This is a genomic window from Limnohabitans sp. G3-2 (assembly GCF_002778275.1).
In the GTDB taxonomy this organism is placed as follows: domain Bacteria; phylum Pseudomonadota; class Gammaproteobacteria; order Burkholderiales; family Burkholderiaceae_C; genus Limnohabitans_A.
The window spans coordinates 251,807-266,774 of sequence record NZ_NESG01000005.1 but is presented as its reverse complement, the minus strand read 5'-3'; the positions used below and the strand labels follow the sequence as shown (position 1 = coordinate 266,774).

General features: G+C 60.1%; 12 protein-coding genes. 10 read left to right on the top strand and 2 right to left on the bottom strand.

Annotated elements, in window-relative coordinates; genetic code table 11:
* Positions 1 to 18: 18 nt before the first annotated feature.
* Together B9Z31_RS09840 and B9Z31_RS09835 are read left to right on the top strand one after the other, a co-directional pair.
* The gene (locus B9Z31_RS09840; protein ID WP_199174474.1) at positions 19 to 1,059 is read left to right on the top strand and encodes an ABC transporter ATP-binding protein; all 1,041 of its coding nucleotides are present in this window, start codon (positions 19 to 21) and stop codon (positions 1,057 to 1,059) included.
* The gene (locus B9Z31_RS09835; RefSeq protein ID WP_100119383.1) at positions 1,056 to 3,209 is read left to right on the top strand and encodes a TIM-barrel domain-containing protein; all 2,154 of its coding nucleotides are present in this window, start codon (positions 1,056 to 1,058) and stop codon (positions 3,207 to 3,209) included. The genes B9Z31_RS09840 and B9Z31_RS09835 overlap by 4 nt, the downstream gene beginning before the upstream one ends.
* Before the next feature lie 59 nt (positions 3,210 to 3,268).
* Here the strand turns inward: B9Z31_RS09835 and B9Z31_RS09830 are convergent, their stop codons facing one another.
* Positions 3,269 to 4,243: a tripartite tricarboxylate transporter substrate binding protein gene (locus tag B9Z31_RS09830; RefSeq protein ID WP_100119382.1), complete on the bottom strand. Its 975-nt coding sequence runs from the start codon at positions 4,241 to 4,243 to the stop codon at positions 3,269 to 3,271.
* Between the two features lie 119 nt (positions 4,244 to 4,362).
* On the opposite strand from B9Z31_RS09830, the gene B9Z31_RS09825 reads away from it, so the two are divergent.
* The 8 genes from B9Z31_RS09825 (at position 4,363) to B9Z31_RS09790 (ending at position 13,585) form a co-directional block, all read left to right on the top strand.
* Positions 4,363 to 5,118, top strand: coding sequence for a DUF3047 domain-containing protein (locus B9Z31_RS09825; RefSeq protein ID WP_100119381.1), 756 nt, complete (start codon positions 4,363 to 4,365; stop codon positions 5,116 to 5,118).
* A gap of 148 nt (positions 5,119 to 5,266) precedes the next feature.
* Positions 5,267 to 6,874, top strand: a complete 1,608-nt coding sequence (locus B9Z31_RS09820; protein WP_100119484.1) for an ABC transporter substrate-binding protein — start codon at positions 5,267 to 5,269, stop codon at positions 6,872 to 6,874.
* On the top strand, positions 6,874 to 7,854 hold the full coding sequence (locus tag B9Z31_RS09815; protein WP_100119380.1) for an ABC transporter permease: 981 nt from the start codon (positions 6,874 to 6,876) through the stop codon (positions 7,852 to 7,854). The genes B9Z31_RS09820 and B9Z31_RS09815 overlap by 1 nt, the downstream gene beginning before the upstream one ends.
* Before the next feature lie 2 nt (positions 7,855 to 7,856).
* Positions 7,857 to 9,098, top strand: coding sequence for a M20 aminoacylase family protein (locus tag B9Z31_RS09810; RefSeq protein ID WP_100119379.1), 1,242 nt, complete (start codon positions 7,857 to 7,859; stop codon positions 9,096 to 9,098).
* A 37-nt stretch (positions 9,099 to 9,135) separates the two neighbouring features.
* Entirely contained in the window at positions 9,136 to 10,716 is a 1,581-nt protein-coding gene (locus B9Z31_RS09805; protein ID WP_100119378.1) for an ABC transporter substrate-binding protein, read from the top strand.
* Positions 10,717 to 10,719: 3 nt separating this feature from the next.
* Entirely contained in the window at positions 10,720 to 11,628 is a 909-nt protein-coding gene (locus tag B9Z31_RS09800; RefSeq protein ID WP_100119377.1) for an ABC transporter permease, read from the top strand.
* The gene (locus tag B9Z31_RS09795) at positions 11,625 to 12,593 is read left to right on the top strand and encodes an ABC transporter ATP-binding protein (RefSeq protein WP_100119376.1); all 969 of its coding nucleotides are present in this window, start codon (positions 11,625 to 11,627) and stop codon (positions 12,591 to 12,593) included. The genes B9Z31_RS09800 and B9Z31_RS09795 overlap by 4 nt, the downstream gene beginning before the upstream one ends.
* Positions 12,590 to 13,585, top strand: coding sequence for an ABC transporter ATP-binding protein (locus B9Z31_RS09790; protein ID WP_100119375.1), 996 nt, complete (start codon positions 12,590 to 12,592; stop codon positions 13,583 to 13,585). The genes B9Z31_RS09795 and B9Z31_RS09790 overlap by 4 nt, the downstream gene beginning before the upstream one ends.
* Before the next feature lie 300 nt (positions 13,586 to 13,885).
* Here B9Z31_RS09790 and B9Z31_RS09785 read toward each other — a convergent pair whose 3' ends face one another.
* Positions 13,886 to 14,905: a porin gene (locus tag B9Z31_RS09785; RefSeq protein ID WP_255408654.1), complete on the bottom strand. Its 1,020-nt coding sequence runs from the start codon at positions 14,903 to 14,905 to the stop codon at positions 13,886 to 13,888.
* Between the last annotated feature and the right edge of the window lie 63 nt (positions 14,906 to 14,968).

Genomic DNA, 14,968 nt, shown 5'->3' with positions numbered 1-14,968 from the left:
TTTGTCAGGTCATTGATCGTGTCCACTCTTGAACTGCGTGCCCTTCATAAAAAGTTTGACCAAACCCCGGTGATCCACGGTGTGGATTTGCAGGTGGCCCATGGCGAGTTTGTGGTGTTTGTGGGCCCCTCCGGCTGTGGCAAATCCACCCTGCTGCGCATGATCGCCGGTCTGGATGCGCCCACCGAGGGTGATTTGCTGATCGACGGTGAGCGCGTCAACGACGTGGGCGCGGCCGAGCGGGGTTGTGCCATGGTGTTTCAGTCCTATGCGCTGTACCCGCACATGACGGTGTACGACAACATGGCGTTCGGCCTGGAAAACGCCAAGGTGCCGCGTGCGCAGATTGAGCGCAAGGTGCAGGAGGCAGCCACTTTGCTGCGGCTCGATGCCTTGCTGCAGCGGCGCCCGACACAGCTGTCCGGCGGGCAACGCCAGCGGGTGGCCATTGGCCGAGCCATTGTGCGCGACCCGAAAATCTTCTTGTTTGACGAACCCTTGTCCAATCTGGATGCCGAACTGCGTGTCTCCATGCGCAGTGAGTTGCGCGAGCTGCATCAGCGCTTGGGTGCCACCATGGTGTATGTGACGCACGATCAGGTGGAGGCCATGACCATGGCCGACAAGATTGTGGTGTTGCGTGCCGGTTTGGTGGAGCAGGTGGGAACGCCGGTGTCCTTGTATGAAAAACCTTGCAACACTTTTGTGGCCGGCTTCATCGGCAGTCCGCGCATGAATTTCATGGCCGCGGCCCTGGTGCGCGCTTGCCCGGCTTTGTCGGCTTGGGTGCCGCCACAGGCCCAGCAGGTGGGCGTGCGACCTGAACACTGGCAATCCTGCGCGCCCGGGCAGGGCCTGCCCATGACGGTTCTTCATGCCGAATACATGGGCGCCCAACGCCTGGTCCATGCCGAGCTGGCAGACCAAACCCGCGTGGAATTGCTGGTCGACGGGGAGCAGCTGTTGTCTGCAGGGCAAGTCATTCACATGTCGGTGGCCGAACACCATGTGCATGTGTTTGATGCACAGGACCAGCGCATCGACAGGACGGCCGCATGAAACCCGTCTCCACGTCCGCTTGGCAAGCCCAGCCAAGTTCACATGCAGCCGATGCGGTGGCGCCACTGCAATCCGGTGGCCAGCTGAGCTTGGTCTTTTTATCCGACACCATGGCACGCGTGTGCTGGCAGCCCGAGGCTGGTTTCAAAGAGCCGAGAACTTGGGCCATTGCGCCTGTGGCCGGTGAGGATGTGCCTTGGCAAGGGCGCGACCGCAGCAGCTTGGCAGGCTTTGAGCGGCCCCCATTGGAGCCAACGGCGAATGGCCAAGGTCTGCAGACCCCTCAGTTGGCGGTGCAGTGGACGGGCGGCCACGGTTCTCCTGTGCGCCTGGCGTGGTCGCAGCCGCGCAGTGGCAAAGTCTTTCAGTCCGACCGTGTGACCAGTGCTTACTTGAGTGAGAAGCGCACCGGGCTGGTGCGCCACTGTGTGGTGCGCGATCCGCGCGAGCACTACTTTGGCTTGGGCGACAAGACCGGGCCGCTGAACTTGCATGGCCGCCGTTTGCGTTGTCTGGGGCAGGACTCCATTGGCTACGATCCCCGGCATGGCGATCCCCTGTACAAGCATTGGCCATTTCTGATGACCCGCACGGTCGACGGTTTGTGGGTCGGGATTTATTACGACACCTTGTCCGCTTGCACCTTCGATTTGGGTTGCGAGCACGACAACTACCACGGGCTGTTTCGCACCACGGAAATCGACGACGGTGACCTGGACTACTACCTCATGGTGGGCGAGACGCCTGCACAGGTGGTCGCCCAATTTGTGCAACTGGTGGGGGGCACTTTGCTGCCGCCGCGCTGGACTTTGGGCTTTGCTCAAACCGCCATGGGCTTGGCCGACTCCCCCAATGCCCAGGTCTTGCTGGAATCGTTCATTGACGAATGCCAGCAGCATGGCGTGCCGATATCGGCTTTTCATTACGGCTCGGGCTATTCGAACCGGGGCAAGCAGCGCTATGTGTTCACTTGGAACGCTGACAAATTCCCAGACCCTGAGCGGGTCAATGCCAAATTTCATGCCGCGGGGATGAAACTGGTCGCCAACCTCAAGCCCTGCTTGCTTGACGACCACCCGGCCTACGCCGAATTGGCCCAGCAAGGGGCGTTCATCGAGCACGAGGACACGCGCGAGCCCGTGGTGGAGCCGTATTGGGATGGACAGGGTTCCCATTTGGATTTCACCCGTGAGCAAGCCATTCGCTGGTGGCAGTCGCAGCTCAAAGCACAAATTTTGCATCGCGGTATCGATGTGGGCTGGAACGACAACAACGAATACGCCATCCAAGCCGAAGACGCTTTCAGTGCGGGCCTGGGGCAGACCCTGCCCATGCACCGCAGTCGCCCCTTGCACGGCTTGTTGATGACGCGTGCCACCTTTGAGTCGCAGCAAGCCCACGCCCGAGAGACCGGGCAAGACGATGTGGTCTTCACCATCACCCGCGCAGGCCCACCGGGCTTGCAGCGCTATGCCCAAACCTGGTCGGGTGACAACACCACCAGCTGGGCCAGTTTGAAGTGGAACATCCGCACCGGCTTGCAAATGAGCCTGTCGGGCATGTTCAACATCGGGCATGACGTCGGCGGCTTCTATGGGCCTGTGCCCGATGCCGAGCTGTTCCTGCGTTGGGTGCAGGCCTGCTGCTTGAACCCGCGCATGGTGATGAATTCATGGAAAGAGGGCAATGTCAGCAACTTGCCTTGGATGCACCCGCAAGTCACCGAGGCGGTGACCCAGGCCATTCGCTTGCGCTACCAGTTGATGCCCTACTTGTGGCAATGCTTCGAGAGGGCCAGCCGCCAGCACGTGCCCATCATCCGGCCGACGTTTTTCAACTATCCGGACGACGCCCGCTGCTTCGAAGACTGCGACGATTTCATGCTGGGAGACGACTTGCTGGTGGCGCCCGTCACCCAGCAAGGCGCCCAGCGGCGGCGGGTGTATTTGCCCCAGCTGCCGGCAGGCGAGCAGTGGTTTGACTTCTACACCCGCGCACCTTTGGCCGCAGGGGCTGAGCACGAGGTGGACGCGCCTTTGCACCATTTGCCCTTGTTCGCACGGGCAGGTGCACAGATTCCTGTGGCGAAACCCCAGGGCGGGGCTTTGCCTCAGTTCGACGATCCTGTGGTCGATACATTGGTTTTTTAACATTCAAAAAAACGACGGTTTCCGCAGTCGTTTAAGCCCTCAAGCTGTTGTTCAGAGGGTCATTGCTGAGGGATGCCCGCTTTCTGAATCACTTCGCTCCAGCGCTTGATGTCGGTGTCCAGCAATTGCGCCAATTGGGCGGGTGTACTCGCCTTGGCTTGGACGTTGAAGCCCGCCAAGCGCTGCACCATGTCGGGGTCTGACAAGACCTTGGCCACTTCGGCGCTCAAGCGGTCCACCACGGCTTTGGGCGTTTTGCCGGGGGCCGCCAAGGCGTTCCAAGACGAAACGTTGAAGCTGCTCAGTCCGGGCAGTTCTTGCACCACCGGCACTTGCGGCTGGTCTTTGGGGCGGGATGCGCCCATGACGCCCAGCAGACGCACCGCTTTGGCCGCGATTTGGGGTTTGAGCGGGCCCAGAATTTCCACCACCACATCGACTTGGCCACCGCGCAAGGCGTTGATGACCGCCGGGGTGCCGTTGTAAGGAATGATTTGGCTGATCAGGTTGGCTTGTGTCCTGAACAACTCGGCCGCCAAATGCTGTGTGCTGCCAATGTTGATGGTGCCGATGTTCAGCTTGCCCGGGTTGGCGCGGCCAAAACTGACCAGCTCGGCCAGTGTTTTAAAGGGCGAGGACTCGGGCACCACGACGGCGATGTCAAACAAGCCCAGCAGCGAAACGGGCGCAAAGTCTGTGCGGGGGTTGAAGGGCAGTGACTTGAACAAACCGGCACTGACCGCTGTGCCATTGGACATCAACAGCAGCGTGTGGCCGTCGGGTGCGGCTTTGGCCACCAGCTCGCCCGCGACAATGCCGCCCGCGCCGGGGCGGTTGTCAATCACCACCGCTTGCCCCAAGTTCTCGGACAGTTTCTGGGCCACGGCACGTGCGGTCAGATCGGCCACGCCGCCCGCGCCAAAGGGCACCACAATGCGCAGCGGTTTGCTGGGAAAAACCGAGGGGGCTTGCGCCCAGGCAGAGGGCAGGCCAATCAGGGCGATGGACTGGAGCAGGTGGCGACGGTTGAACATGGCAAGGGTTCCAAAATGGGGAGATAGGGAAATGGGGAAAAGGGGAAAAGGGGTCAGTGAATCAAAAATCGGAGAAGATGCGTGTGGCATTGTCTTTCAAACGGCACGAAAGGTCCCTCATGGTTTTCTCTGGCTTGTGGATTCGGCTTGGCCTTGGCGCGCTGGGTTTGGCCTTCCTGTCGGGGTGTGCCACGCAGGGTGAGCCGGCCCAGCGTGTGGCCAGCCCCGTTCTGACGCAGCGGCCGGGCGGCCTGCATTTCAGCGCCCAGGACAAGGCCCAGTGGGAGGCGGTGACCTTGCCTGGCAAATTGCGCACCGCCTTCAAGCTGGAAAAGCGCCAACAGCGCGAGGCCCTGAGCGCGCAGGCCGAGGCCTCGGCCAGCATGCTGCGCCAGCGGCTCCAGGTGCCTGCCGACCAACTGGGCCGGCTGCAATTTGCGTGGCAGATTGACAACTTGCTGGCCGGGGCGGACATGGGCGAACGCGACAGCGAAGATTCCCCGGTGCGGGTGATCTTGGCTTTTGAAGGCGACCGCAGCCGGTTTTCAGCCAAGAACGCCATGCTCAGCGACCTGACCGAGGCCCTCACGGGCGAGCCCTTGCCCTATGCCACCTTGATGTACGTCTGGTGCAACCGCCGACCGGTGGACACGGTCATCGTCAACCCGCGCACCGACCGTGTGCGCAAATGGGTGGTGGACTCTGGCCCCGCGCACATCCGGCAATGGCGGCAGCACAACCGGGATGTGCGCGCCGACTTTGAAAAGGCCTTTGGCGAAGCGCCCGGGGCTTTGGTGGGGGTGGCCATCATGACCGACTCGGACAACACCCGTGGCCATGTCCGGGCTTGGTACGGCGACATCCGACTCGACTGAGTGCTGTCTGGGTGGTGGCCCCCCGTGCCGCGTGCACCAGTCCTGTGCGCGACAGGCCATTTGGGGGAATTCCCTCTCCCTGAGGTGGGCCTGAATGTTGCATAGTGTGCAACTCAGTCCATCCCATTCCATGATCGAGGTGACTTTCATGAAAAGCGCAAAAAATTTGTCCGTTCGCACCACCACGTTGGTGCTGTCATTGGGTTTGGCAGGCCTGATGGGCGCCGCCGCCGTGCAAGCCAAACCGTTCAAATGGTCCAGCGCCAGCGACATTCCCACGCTCGACATCCATTCGCAAAACAACGCACTGGGCAACGGTGTGCATGCGGCCATTTTTGACTCGCTGGTCTACTACAACAGCAAGACCTTCAAGATCGAGTCCAAGCTGGCCACCTCCTGGAAAGAAATGTCGGCCACGCAATACCGCTTCAATTTGCGCAAAGGCGTCAAGTTCAGCGACGGTTCAGCCCTGACGGCCGACGATGTGGTGTTCTCTTTGGAGCGCGCACGCGCCAAAACCTCCAACTTCAACGTCTACACCCAGGGTTTCAGCAAAGTGGTGAAGGTGGATGCCAACACGGTGGACATCGTCTTGAGCGGCCCCAACCCGGTGCTGATGAACCAATTGACCGAACTGCGCATCATGAGCAAGGCCTGGGCCGAGAAGAACAAATCGGTCGAGCCCAAGGACGCCAAGGCCAAAGAAGAAAACTTTGCCCACCGCAACGCCATGGGCAGCGGCCCTTACATGGTCAAAGAGTGGCAACCTGACCAGAAATTGGTGTTGGTGAAAAACCCCAACTGGTGGGGCTGGTCTGAGGTGCCCACCAATGTGACCGAAATCATTTACACCCCCATCAAAAACGAAGCCACCCGCGCAGCCGCCTTGTTGTCGGGTGAGCTTGATTTTGTGCTCGACCCCAGCCCGCAAGACCTGGGCCGCATGCGCAGCAATGCCAACTTGAAAGTGGTCGACGGCATTGAAAACCGCACCATTTTCTTGGGCATGGACCAGCACCGGGACGAGTTGCCAGGCTCGAGTGTGAAGGGCAAAAACCCGCTCAAAGACGTGAAAGTGCGCAAGGCCTTGTACCAGGCCATCGACATCGACACCATCCACCGCGTGACCATGCGCGGCCTGTCCCAAAACACGGGCGCTTTGGTCGCGCCTCAGGTCAACGGTTGGACCAAGAACGTGGACACCCGCTTCCCCTATTCGCAAGATGCGTCCAAAAAACTGCTGGCCGAGGCCGGCTACCCCAATGGTTTTGAGGTGGACTTTGCCTGCCCCAATAACCGTTACATCAACGACGAGGAAATTTGCCAGGCCATCACCGCCATGTGGGCCAAAGTGGGCGTGAAAGCCAAGCTGCGCACGCTGCCCTTGGTCACTTATTTCCCAATGATCCAGCGCTACGAAGCCAGCATTTACATGCTGGGTTGGGGCGTGCCGACCTTTGACGCCTTGTACAGCCTGCAGTCGCTCACCCGTTCGGTGGGCTCAGGCGGTGACGGCAACTACAACGTGGGCCGTTACAGCAACACCCGCATGGACTACATCGTGGACCGTGTGAAAACCGAAACCGATCTGCCCGTGCGCAACCGCTTGCTGACCGAAGGGCTGCAACTGCAAAACGACACCGTGGCGCACATCCCGCTGCACAACCAGGTGATCCCTTGGGCCATGAAGAAAAACGTGGAGGTGGTGCACCGCCCTGACAACCGCCTCGATTGGGCCCTGATCAAGGTCAACTGATGCTCGCTTTCATTTTGCAGCGGCTGATCCAGGCCGTGATCGTCATGGTCACGGTCGCTTTCATCGCATTTTTGCTGTTTCAATATGTGGGGGATCCGGTCGTGTTCTTGCTGGGACAAGACGCCACCCCCGACCAGATCAAAGAGTTGCGCCAAGGCCTGGGGCTGGACCAGCCCTTCTTTGTGCAGTTCTGGCATTTTCTGTCCAATGCGGTGCAAGGCGAGTTCGGTCTGAGCCTGCGCCAGGGCGCCAAAGTGTCCCGCTTGATCGCCGAGCGTTTGCCGGCAACCCTCGAGTTGGCCTTGGTCGCGGCTTCCTTGGCCTTGCTCATTGGCATTCCCATGGGGGTGTACGCGGCGCTGCGCCGGGGCACCTGGACCAGCCAACTGATCATGACGGTGTCTTTGCTGGGCGTGTCCCTGCCCACCTTCCTGATCGGCATCTTGTTGATCTTGGTGTTCGCTGTCATTTTGGGCTGGTTCCCCAGCTTTGGCCGGGGCGAGGTGGTGCAAATGGGTTGGTGGTCGAGCGGCTTGATGACGGCCAAGGGCTGGCACCACATCGTGCTGCCCGCGGTCACGCTGGCGATTTTTCAGCTCACGCTCATCATGCGTCTGGTGCGGGCCGAAATGCTGGAGGTGCTGCGCACCGACTACATCAAGTTCGCCCGCGCGCGCGGCTTGTCCAACCGGGCCATCCATTTTGGCCATGCGCTCAAAAACACCTTGGTGCCGGTCTTGACCATCACCGGCTTGCAATTGGGCGGTTTGATCGCGTTTGCCATCATCACCGAGACCGTGTTCCAGTGGCCCGGCATGGGCTTGCTGTTCATTCAGGCGGTCACCTTTGCCGACATTCCCGTCATGGCCGCTTATTTGTGCCTGATCGCGCTGATTTTTGTGGCCATCAATTTGGTGGTCGACTTGCTTTACTTTGTGGTCGATCCACGCTTGCGCGTGGGCAAACCGGGGGGGCACTGAACATGGGCGCTTCACTGCAATCTGTTTTGGGGCGGGGTGCTGCGTTTGCGCGCATTGCACAGTTCCACCCCGAGCTGACAGCCTTTCGGCGCGACCTGCATGCCCACCCCGAGTTGGGCTTTGAAGAGGTGTACACCGCACGCCGCGTGGCTGAAATGCTGCAGCTTTGCGGCGTCGACAGCGTCCACACGGGCATCGGCAAAACCGGTGTCGTGGCCTTGGTCCACGGACAAGGCCGCTCGCCCGCCGATCCGGGCCGCATGGTCGGTTTGCGGGCCGACATGGATGCGCTGCCCTTGACCGAATTCAACGATTGCCCTTGGAAGTCGGGCACGCCGGGCCTGATGCACGGCTGTGGCCACGACGGCCACACCGCCATGCTCATGGGCGCGGCCCGCTATCTGGCCGAAACACGGCGCTTTGACGGCACCGCGGTGTTGATTTTTCAGCCCGGCGAAGAAGGCTACGCGGGCGCCCGCGCCATGATGCAAGACGGCCTGTTTGAGCGTTTTCCGTGCGAACAGGTCTATGCCCAGCACAACTCGCCCGAAACCCCCTTGGGTGTGATTGGCATCACGCCCGGCCCCATGCAGGCGGCGGTGGACCGGATTGAAATCTTGATTCGCGGCAAAGGCGGCCACGGTGCACGCCCGCACCAAGGCGTGGACCCGGTGCTGGTGGCAGGGCACATCATCACCGCCGCACAAAGCGTGGTCTCGCGCAACCTGTCGGCCTTTGACCAAGCGGTGCTCAGCATTTGCTCGATGCAAGGCGGTCACCCCGGGGCCATGAGCGTGATCCCGGGTGAAGTCACTTTGGTGGGCACGGTGCGCACGTACAGCGAAAGCGTGCAAGACCTGATCGAAGACCGCTTGCGGTCTTTGTGCGCAGGCATCGCCCAGGGCTTTGGCGCCTCGGCGGAGTTGACCTACGAACGCGTTTACCCCGCCACCGTGAACACGGTGCCCGAAGCCCAGTTTGCCTGTGACGTGGCCGCCAGCTTGGTGGGCGAAGACAAGGTCTGGCGCAACATGCTGCCCAGCATGGGCGGTGAAGATTTTTCTTTCATGCTGCAGGCCAAACCCGGTGCCTACATCCGCATCGGTCAAGGCCTGCCGCACGGCCCCGGTCCGCACCCGCTGCACAACAGCCGGTACGACTTCAACGACGACATCTTGCCTTTGGGCGCGGCCTTGCACGCCAGTTTGGTGGAGCAAGCCTTGCCCCTGAAGGCCGGACGATGATTTGGTTTCAGTGAGTTCATTCAACAAGGAGATACCCATGGCTTTCAAACTCAACCCTCTCGTGGTCACCCTGGCCGCCGCGCTGGCCTTGACGGCGGTGTCGGCTTCCGCCGTGACTTTGCGCATCGGCAACCAAGGCGATGCCTTGTCCATGGACCCCCATTCGCTCAACGAGTCTTTGCAGATTTCCGTCGTTGAAAACGTCTATGAAACCTTGGTGTCGCGCGACGCCAATTACAAACTCACCCCCTTGCTCGCCACCAGCTGGAAGCAGACCGCCCCCACCGTGTGGCGTTTTGAGTTGCGCAAAGGGGTCAAGTTCCATGACGGCACGCCCTTCACCGCAGACGACGTGATCTTCAGCTATGAGCGCGCCAAAGGCGATGGCTCCGACATGAAGAGCTATGTGGGTCAATTCAAAGAGATCAAGAAGATCAACGACCACACCATCGACATCATCACCAACGCCCCATTCCCCATCGTGCCCGAGTTGATCACGCACTGGGCCATCATGAGCAAGAAGTGGTGCGAAGAGAACCAGGCCACCAAACCCGTGGACCGCCGCAAGGGCATTGAAAACGCAGCGTCTTTCCGCGCCAACGGCACAGGTCCTTTCGTTGTGAAAGAGCGCCAGCCCAATGTGCAAACCCGATTTGCCCGCAACGGCAATTACTGGGGCAAGGTCACCGGCAACGTGGACGAAGTCATTTACAACGTGATCGGCAACGACGCCACCCGCGTGGCGGCCATGATGTCGGGTGAACTCGATGTGATGGAGCCCGTGCCCGTGCAAGACGTGGACCGCCTCAAAGCCAACGACAAGCTCAAAGTGCTGCAAGGCCCAGAGTTGCGTGCCATTTTCTTGGGTATGGACCAAAAACGCGACGAGCTGCTGTTCTCCAACGTGAAGGGCAAGAACCCCTTCAAAGACCTGCGTGTTCGCAAGGCGTTCTACCAGGCCATCGACATCGAAACCATCCGCACGCGTGTCATGCGCGGTGCCGCCACCCCGCTGGCTTTGATGATGCCACCACAGGTCAACGGTTTTGCGCCTGACTTGGCCAAGCGCTTGCCGTATGACGTGGAAGCCGCCAAGAAGCTGCTGGCCGAAGCAGGTTACCCCAACGGTTTTGAAGTCAAGATGAACTGCCCGAATGACCGTTATGTCAACGACGCAGAAATCTGCCAGGCCGTGGCCGCCAACCTGGCCAAAGTGGGTGTCAAGATCAACCTCGAAGCCGAGACCAAGGGCACTTACTTCCCCAAAATCTTGAGCCGCAACACCAGCTTTTACATGCTGGGCTGGACCGCCAGCACGGTGGACGCCCACAACGTGATGTACCCCATTTTGTCGACCCCCGGTGACGGTGGGCGCGGCCAGTTCAACTTGGGCGCCTACAGCAACCCCAAGGTCGACGAGTTGACCGACAAAGTGGCGTCTGAAACCGATCAGAAAAAGCGCAACGAGATGATCCGCGAAGCCATGAAGATCCACCAAGACGATGTGGGTCACCTGCCTTTGCACCAGCAAGCGCTGAACTGGGCGGCCAAGAAAAACATCGAGTTGGTGCAGTTTCCGGACAACGGCATGGCTTGGAAATTCATCACGGTGAAGTAATCCATGAACGCATTGCAACGCTGGCTGAACAGCGACGTCGGTTACAGCTTCCGCCAATCGCCCACGGCGATGGTGGCGGCGGCCATCGCCTTCGTTTGTCTTTTTTGTTCGGTCTTTGCCGGCTGGGTCTCGCCGACCAACCCGTTTGACCTGGCCACGCTGGAGCTGAGCGACGCCCGCTTGCCCCCATCGTGGATGGAGGGCGGCACCACCAAGTTCCTGCTCGGCACCGACGATCAGGGGCGCGACATCCTGTCGGCCCTGATCTACGGCTCGCGCATTTCTTTGGTGGTGGGCATCGCCTCGGTCATTTTGTCGGTGGCGGTGGGCGTGGGCCTGGGCTTGCTGGCCGGCTTCAAAGGCGGTTGGCTGGATGCTTTGTTGATGCGTTTGTGCGATGTGATGCTGTCTTTTCCCGCCATCCTCGTGGCTTTGTTGATCGCTGGCGTGGGGCGTGCTTTGTTTCCCAACGCCAACGAATCCCTGGCCTTTGGTGTGCTGATCATCTCGATCTCGCTCACCGGTTGGGTGCAATACGCCCGCACCGTGCGCGGCACCACACTGGTTGAGCGCAACAAGGAGTACGTGCAGGCCGCGCGTGTGACGGGTGTGGCGCCTTTGCGCATCATGTTCAAGCATGTGCTGCCCAACGTGATGGGCCCTGTGATGGTGCTCGCCACCATCCAGGTGGCCACGGCCATCATCACCGAGGCCACCTTGTCGTTCTTGGGTGTGGGCGCTCCGCCCACCTCGCCTTCGCTGGGCACGCTGATCCGTGTGGGCAACGACTATTTGTTCTCGGGCGAATGGTGGATCACGATTTTTCCGGGGCTGATGCTGGTGCTGATCGCTTTGTCGGTCAACTTGTTGGGTGACTGGTTGCGCGACGCGCTGAATCCGAGATTGCGATGAGTCTTTTACAAGTCAAGAATTTGGTGGTGGAATTCCCCAGCCGCCACGGCACGCTGCGTGCGCTGGACGACATTTCTTTCGACATTGCCCCCGGTGAAATTCTGGGGGTGGTGGGCGAGTCGGGTGCGGGCAAGTCACTCACGGGCGCCGCCATCATTGGCCTGCTGGAGCCACCGGGCCGTGTGGCCAGCGGACAAATCTTGCTCGAAGGCCAACGCATCGACCACCTGAACAATGACCAGATGCGCCACATCCGGGGCCGCAAGATTGGCGCGATTTTCCAAGACCCGCTGACCTCGCTCAACCCGCTGTACTCCATCGGGCGGCAGCTGACAGAAACCATTTTGGCCCACTTGCCGGTGTCGCCCCAAGAGGCGCGTCAACGGGCCATCCAACTGCTCAAAGACACGGGCATTTCGGCGGCCGAAGAGCGCATCGACCATTACCCGCACCAGTTCTCGGGTGGCATGCGCCAACGCGTGGTGATCGCGCTGGCCTTGGCCGCCGAGCCGCAGCTCATTGTGGCCGACGAACCCACCACCGCGCTCGATGTCTCCATCCAGGCGCAAATCATCAGCTTGCTCAAAAAGGTCTGCAAAGACCGGGGCGCGGCGGTCATGCTGATCACGCACGACATGGGTGTGATCGCCGAGACCTGTGACCGCGTGGCGGTGCTGTATGCCGGGCGCGTGGCCGAAATCGGCCCCGTGCACCAGGTCATCAACCACCCGGCCCACCCTTACACCGCAGGTCTGATGGCCTCGATCCCCGACATGGACAGTGACCGCGAACGCCTGAACCAAATTGACGGCGCCATGCCGCGCCTGAACGCCATCCCGCAAGGCTGCGCGTTCAATCCGCGCTGCCCCAAAGTCTTTGAACGCTGCCGCCAAGAGCGGCCCGAGCTGGTGCAAGCGGGCGTCAACCAAGCCGCTTGCTGGCTGCACAACGGGGGCCAGGCATGAGCGAGCACAAGACCCAGCCTTTGGTCGTGGCGCACGACCTGGCCAAGACCTTTGACGTCTCCTCCCCCTGGCTCAACCGCGTGATCGAGCGAAAACCCCGCCAGATGCTCAACGCCGTGGACGGCGTGAGCTTTGAGATCGAGCGCGGCAAAACCCTGGCCTTGGTGGGCGAGTCAGGTTGCGGCAAAAGCACCGTGGCCCGCTTGCTGGTGGGCCTGTACGAGCCCACACGCGGCGGCTTGACCTTTGACGGCCAAGACGCGCATGCCGCCTTCAAATCGGGCGATGCCAAGGCCATGCGCCAACGCATCCAGATGATTTTCCAAGACCCGTACGCCAGCCTGAACCCCCGCTGGACGGTGGACAACATCATTGGCGAGCCGCTCAAGGAACACGGCTTGATCAGCGACGCCGAAGAGCTCAAAGCCCGCGTGGCCGAGCTGCTCAAGTCGGTGGGCTTGTCGCCGCTGGACATGGTCAAGTACCCGCACCAGTTTTCGGGCGGACAACGCCAGCGCATTTCGATCGCGCGTGCTTTGGCCACAGCACCCGAATTTCTGGTCTGTGACGAGCCGACCTCGGCGCTCGATGTGAGCGTGCAAGCGCAGGTGCTCAACATCATGAAAGACCTGCAGCGCGAGCGGGGCCTGACGTATTTGTTCATCAGCCACAACCTCGCCGTGGTGCGCCATGTGAGCGACCAAGTGGGCGTGATGTATTTGGGCCGACTGGTCGAGCTGGCCGACAAGCACACGCTGTTCGCGAATCCGCAGCACCCCTACACCAAGATGCTGCTTGACGCGATTCCGAAGATGCACGACACCGGCCGCGCCCGCACGCCTGTGCAAGGCGAAGTGCCCAACCCGCTCAACCCGCCAAGTGGATGCACCTTCCACCCGCGCTGCCCGCAAGCCACCGACATCTGCCGCGCCGAACGCCCGCCGCTGCGCGACTTCCAAGGCATCAAGATCGCTTGCCACGCGGTGGTCTGAGGCCGCGTCACGTAGCCCGTGCATCAGCACACCGTCGGTATGCCTTGAGCGCCGGCGCTTGCCTTTTGTGGGCGCATGACCAAGATGGGCTACCCGCCCACTGCTCATCTAGGGCGTGGTGTCCTCACATGGCATCGGTCTATTCACACAGGCTTTAAACCAGAGCCAAGCCAAGCCAAGCCAACAATACTGTCCAGATCCCGGACAACCATGCCAGCGTGCAGGCGTAAAAAAACCCACCGTGTTGCCACGGCGGGTTTTTAAGCTTTTAACTCTCAACTGGCTTGCGCCAGCGGGGAATTAGAAAGTGTGGCGAACGCCAACAGCGGTTGTGCTGTACTTGATTGTTTCGTTAGGTGTAACGGACACGTCTTTAAATTTCGTTTCACCGATGTAAGAGTAAGCTGTCGTACGCTTGCTCAAAGCGTATGTCAAACCCAGCTGGTATGCGCTCAGTTTTGTGTCGTCAACGCCGTCAACTTTGATCTTGCCGTTACCAACGGTAGCCAAGGCAGTGAAAGAGCCAAATGGTACGCTGACAGCAAAGTTGTTTGCTGCAAATTTAGCATTGAAAGTTGTGTCATCAGCTTTGGTGCTGTTGTTCAAATATGCAACTTTTGCAACGCCGAAGTCATAAGAAGCAGACAACGCATTGGCTTTCCAAGAGTCAGCGCCTGCTATTGCAGCAACGTCAAACGCTGTACCAGCCAAGTCACGCGCCAAAACGCTTGTGTTCTTCACTTTTTCGTAAGCATATGCCAAAGCCAATGGGCCATTTGCATAGTTCAAGCCCAATGAAGTTTGCTCGTTCTCTTTAGCAGAACCGTTCAACTGGACTGATTCGCCGAAGCCGACTTGAGCAGATGCGCTGAAACCATTGAAGGTGGGCGTCTTGTAAGTAATGGCGTTGGATTGACGGACACGGCTGTCCATGCCACCGATCCAGCCTGCTGCTGTCACGTTTCCGATCAAGTCAGCGCCACCTTGCACACCGTGGTGCAGTGTGTACTGGCGACCCAAGTTCACGGAGCCAAAATCGCCCTCCAAGCCTACGTAAGACTGGCGGTTGGCCATTGAGGTTGTTGCCTCATCAGGCTGCACGCTGTATTCCATCAGGAAGTTCGCCTTCAAGCCACCGCCCAGGTCTTCGGTGCCCTTGAAGCCAAAGCGGCTGCCAGATGCAATGCTGTTCAGGCCAGATTGTTTAACTGTGTCAGTGCCGTCAGACAGCTTGACAGTGTTGTAGCCCAAGTCAGCCACACCGTACAAAGTCACGCTGGACTGAGCGAAAGAGCCAGTTGCGGCTGCCAATGTAGCCAGAGCAGCTACAGTGTAAAGTTGCTCTGGGTGCTTTCCCGAACAGATTTAATTACCATTCTGTCT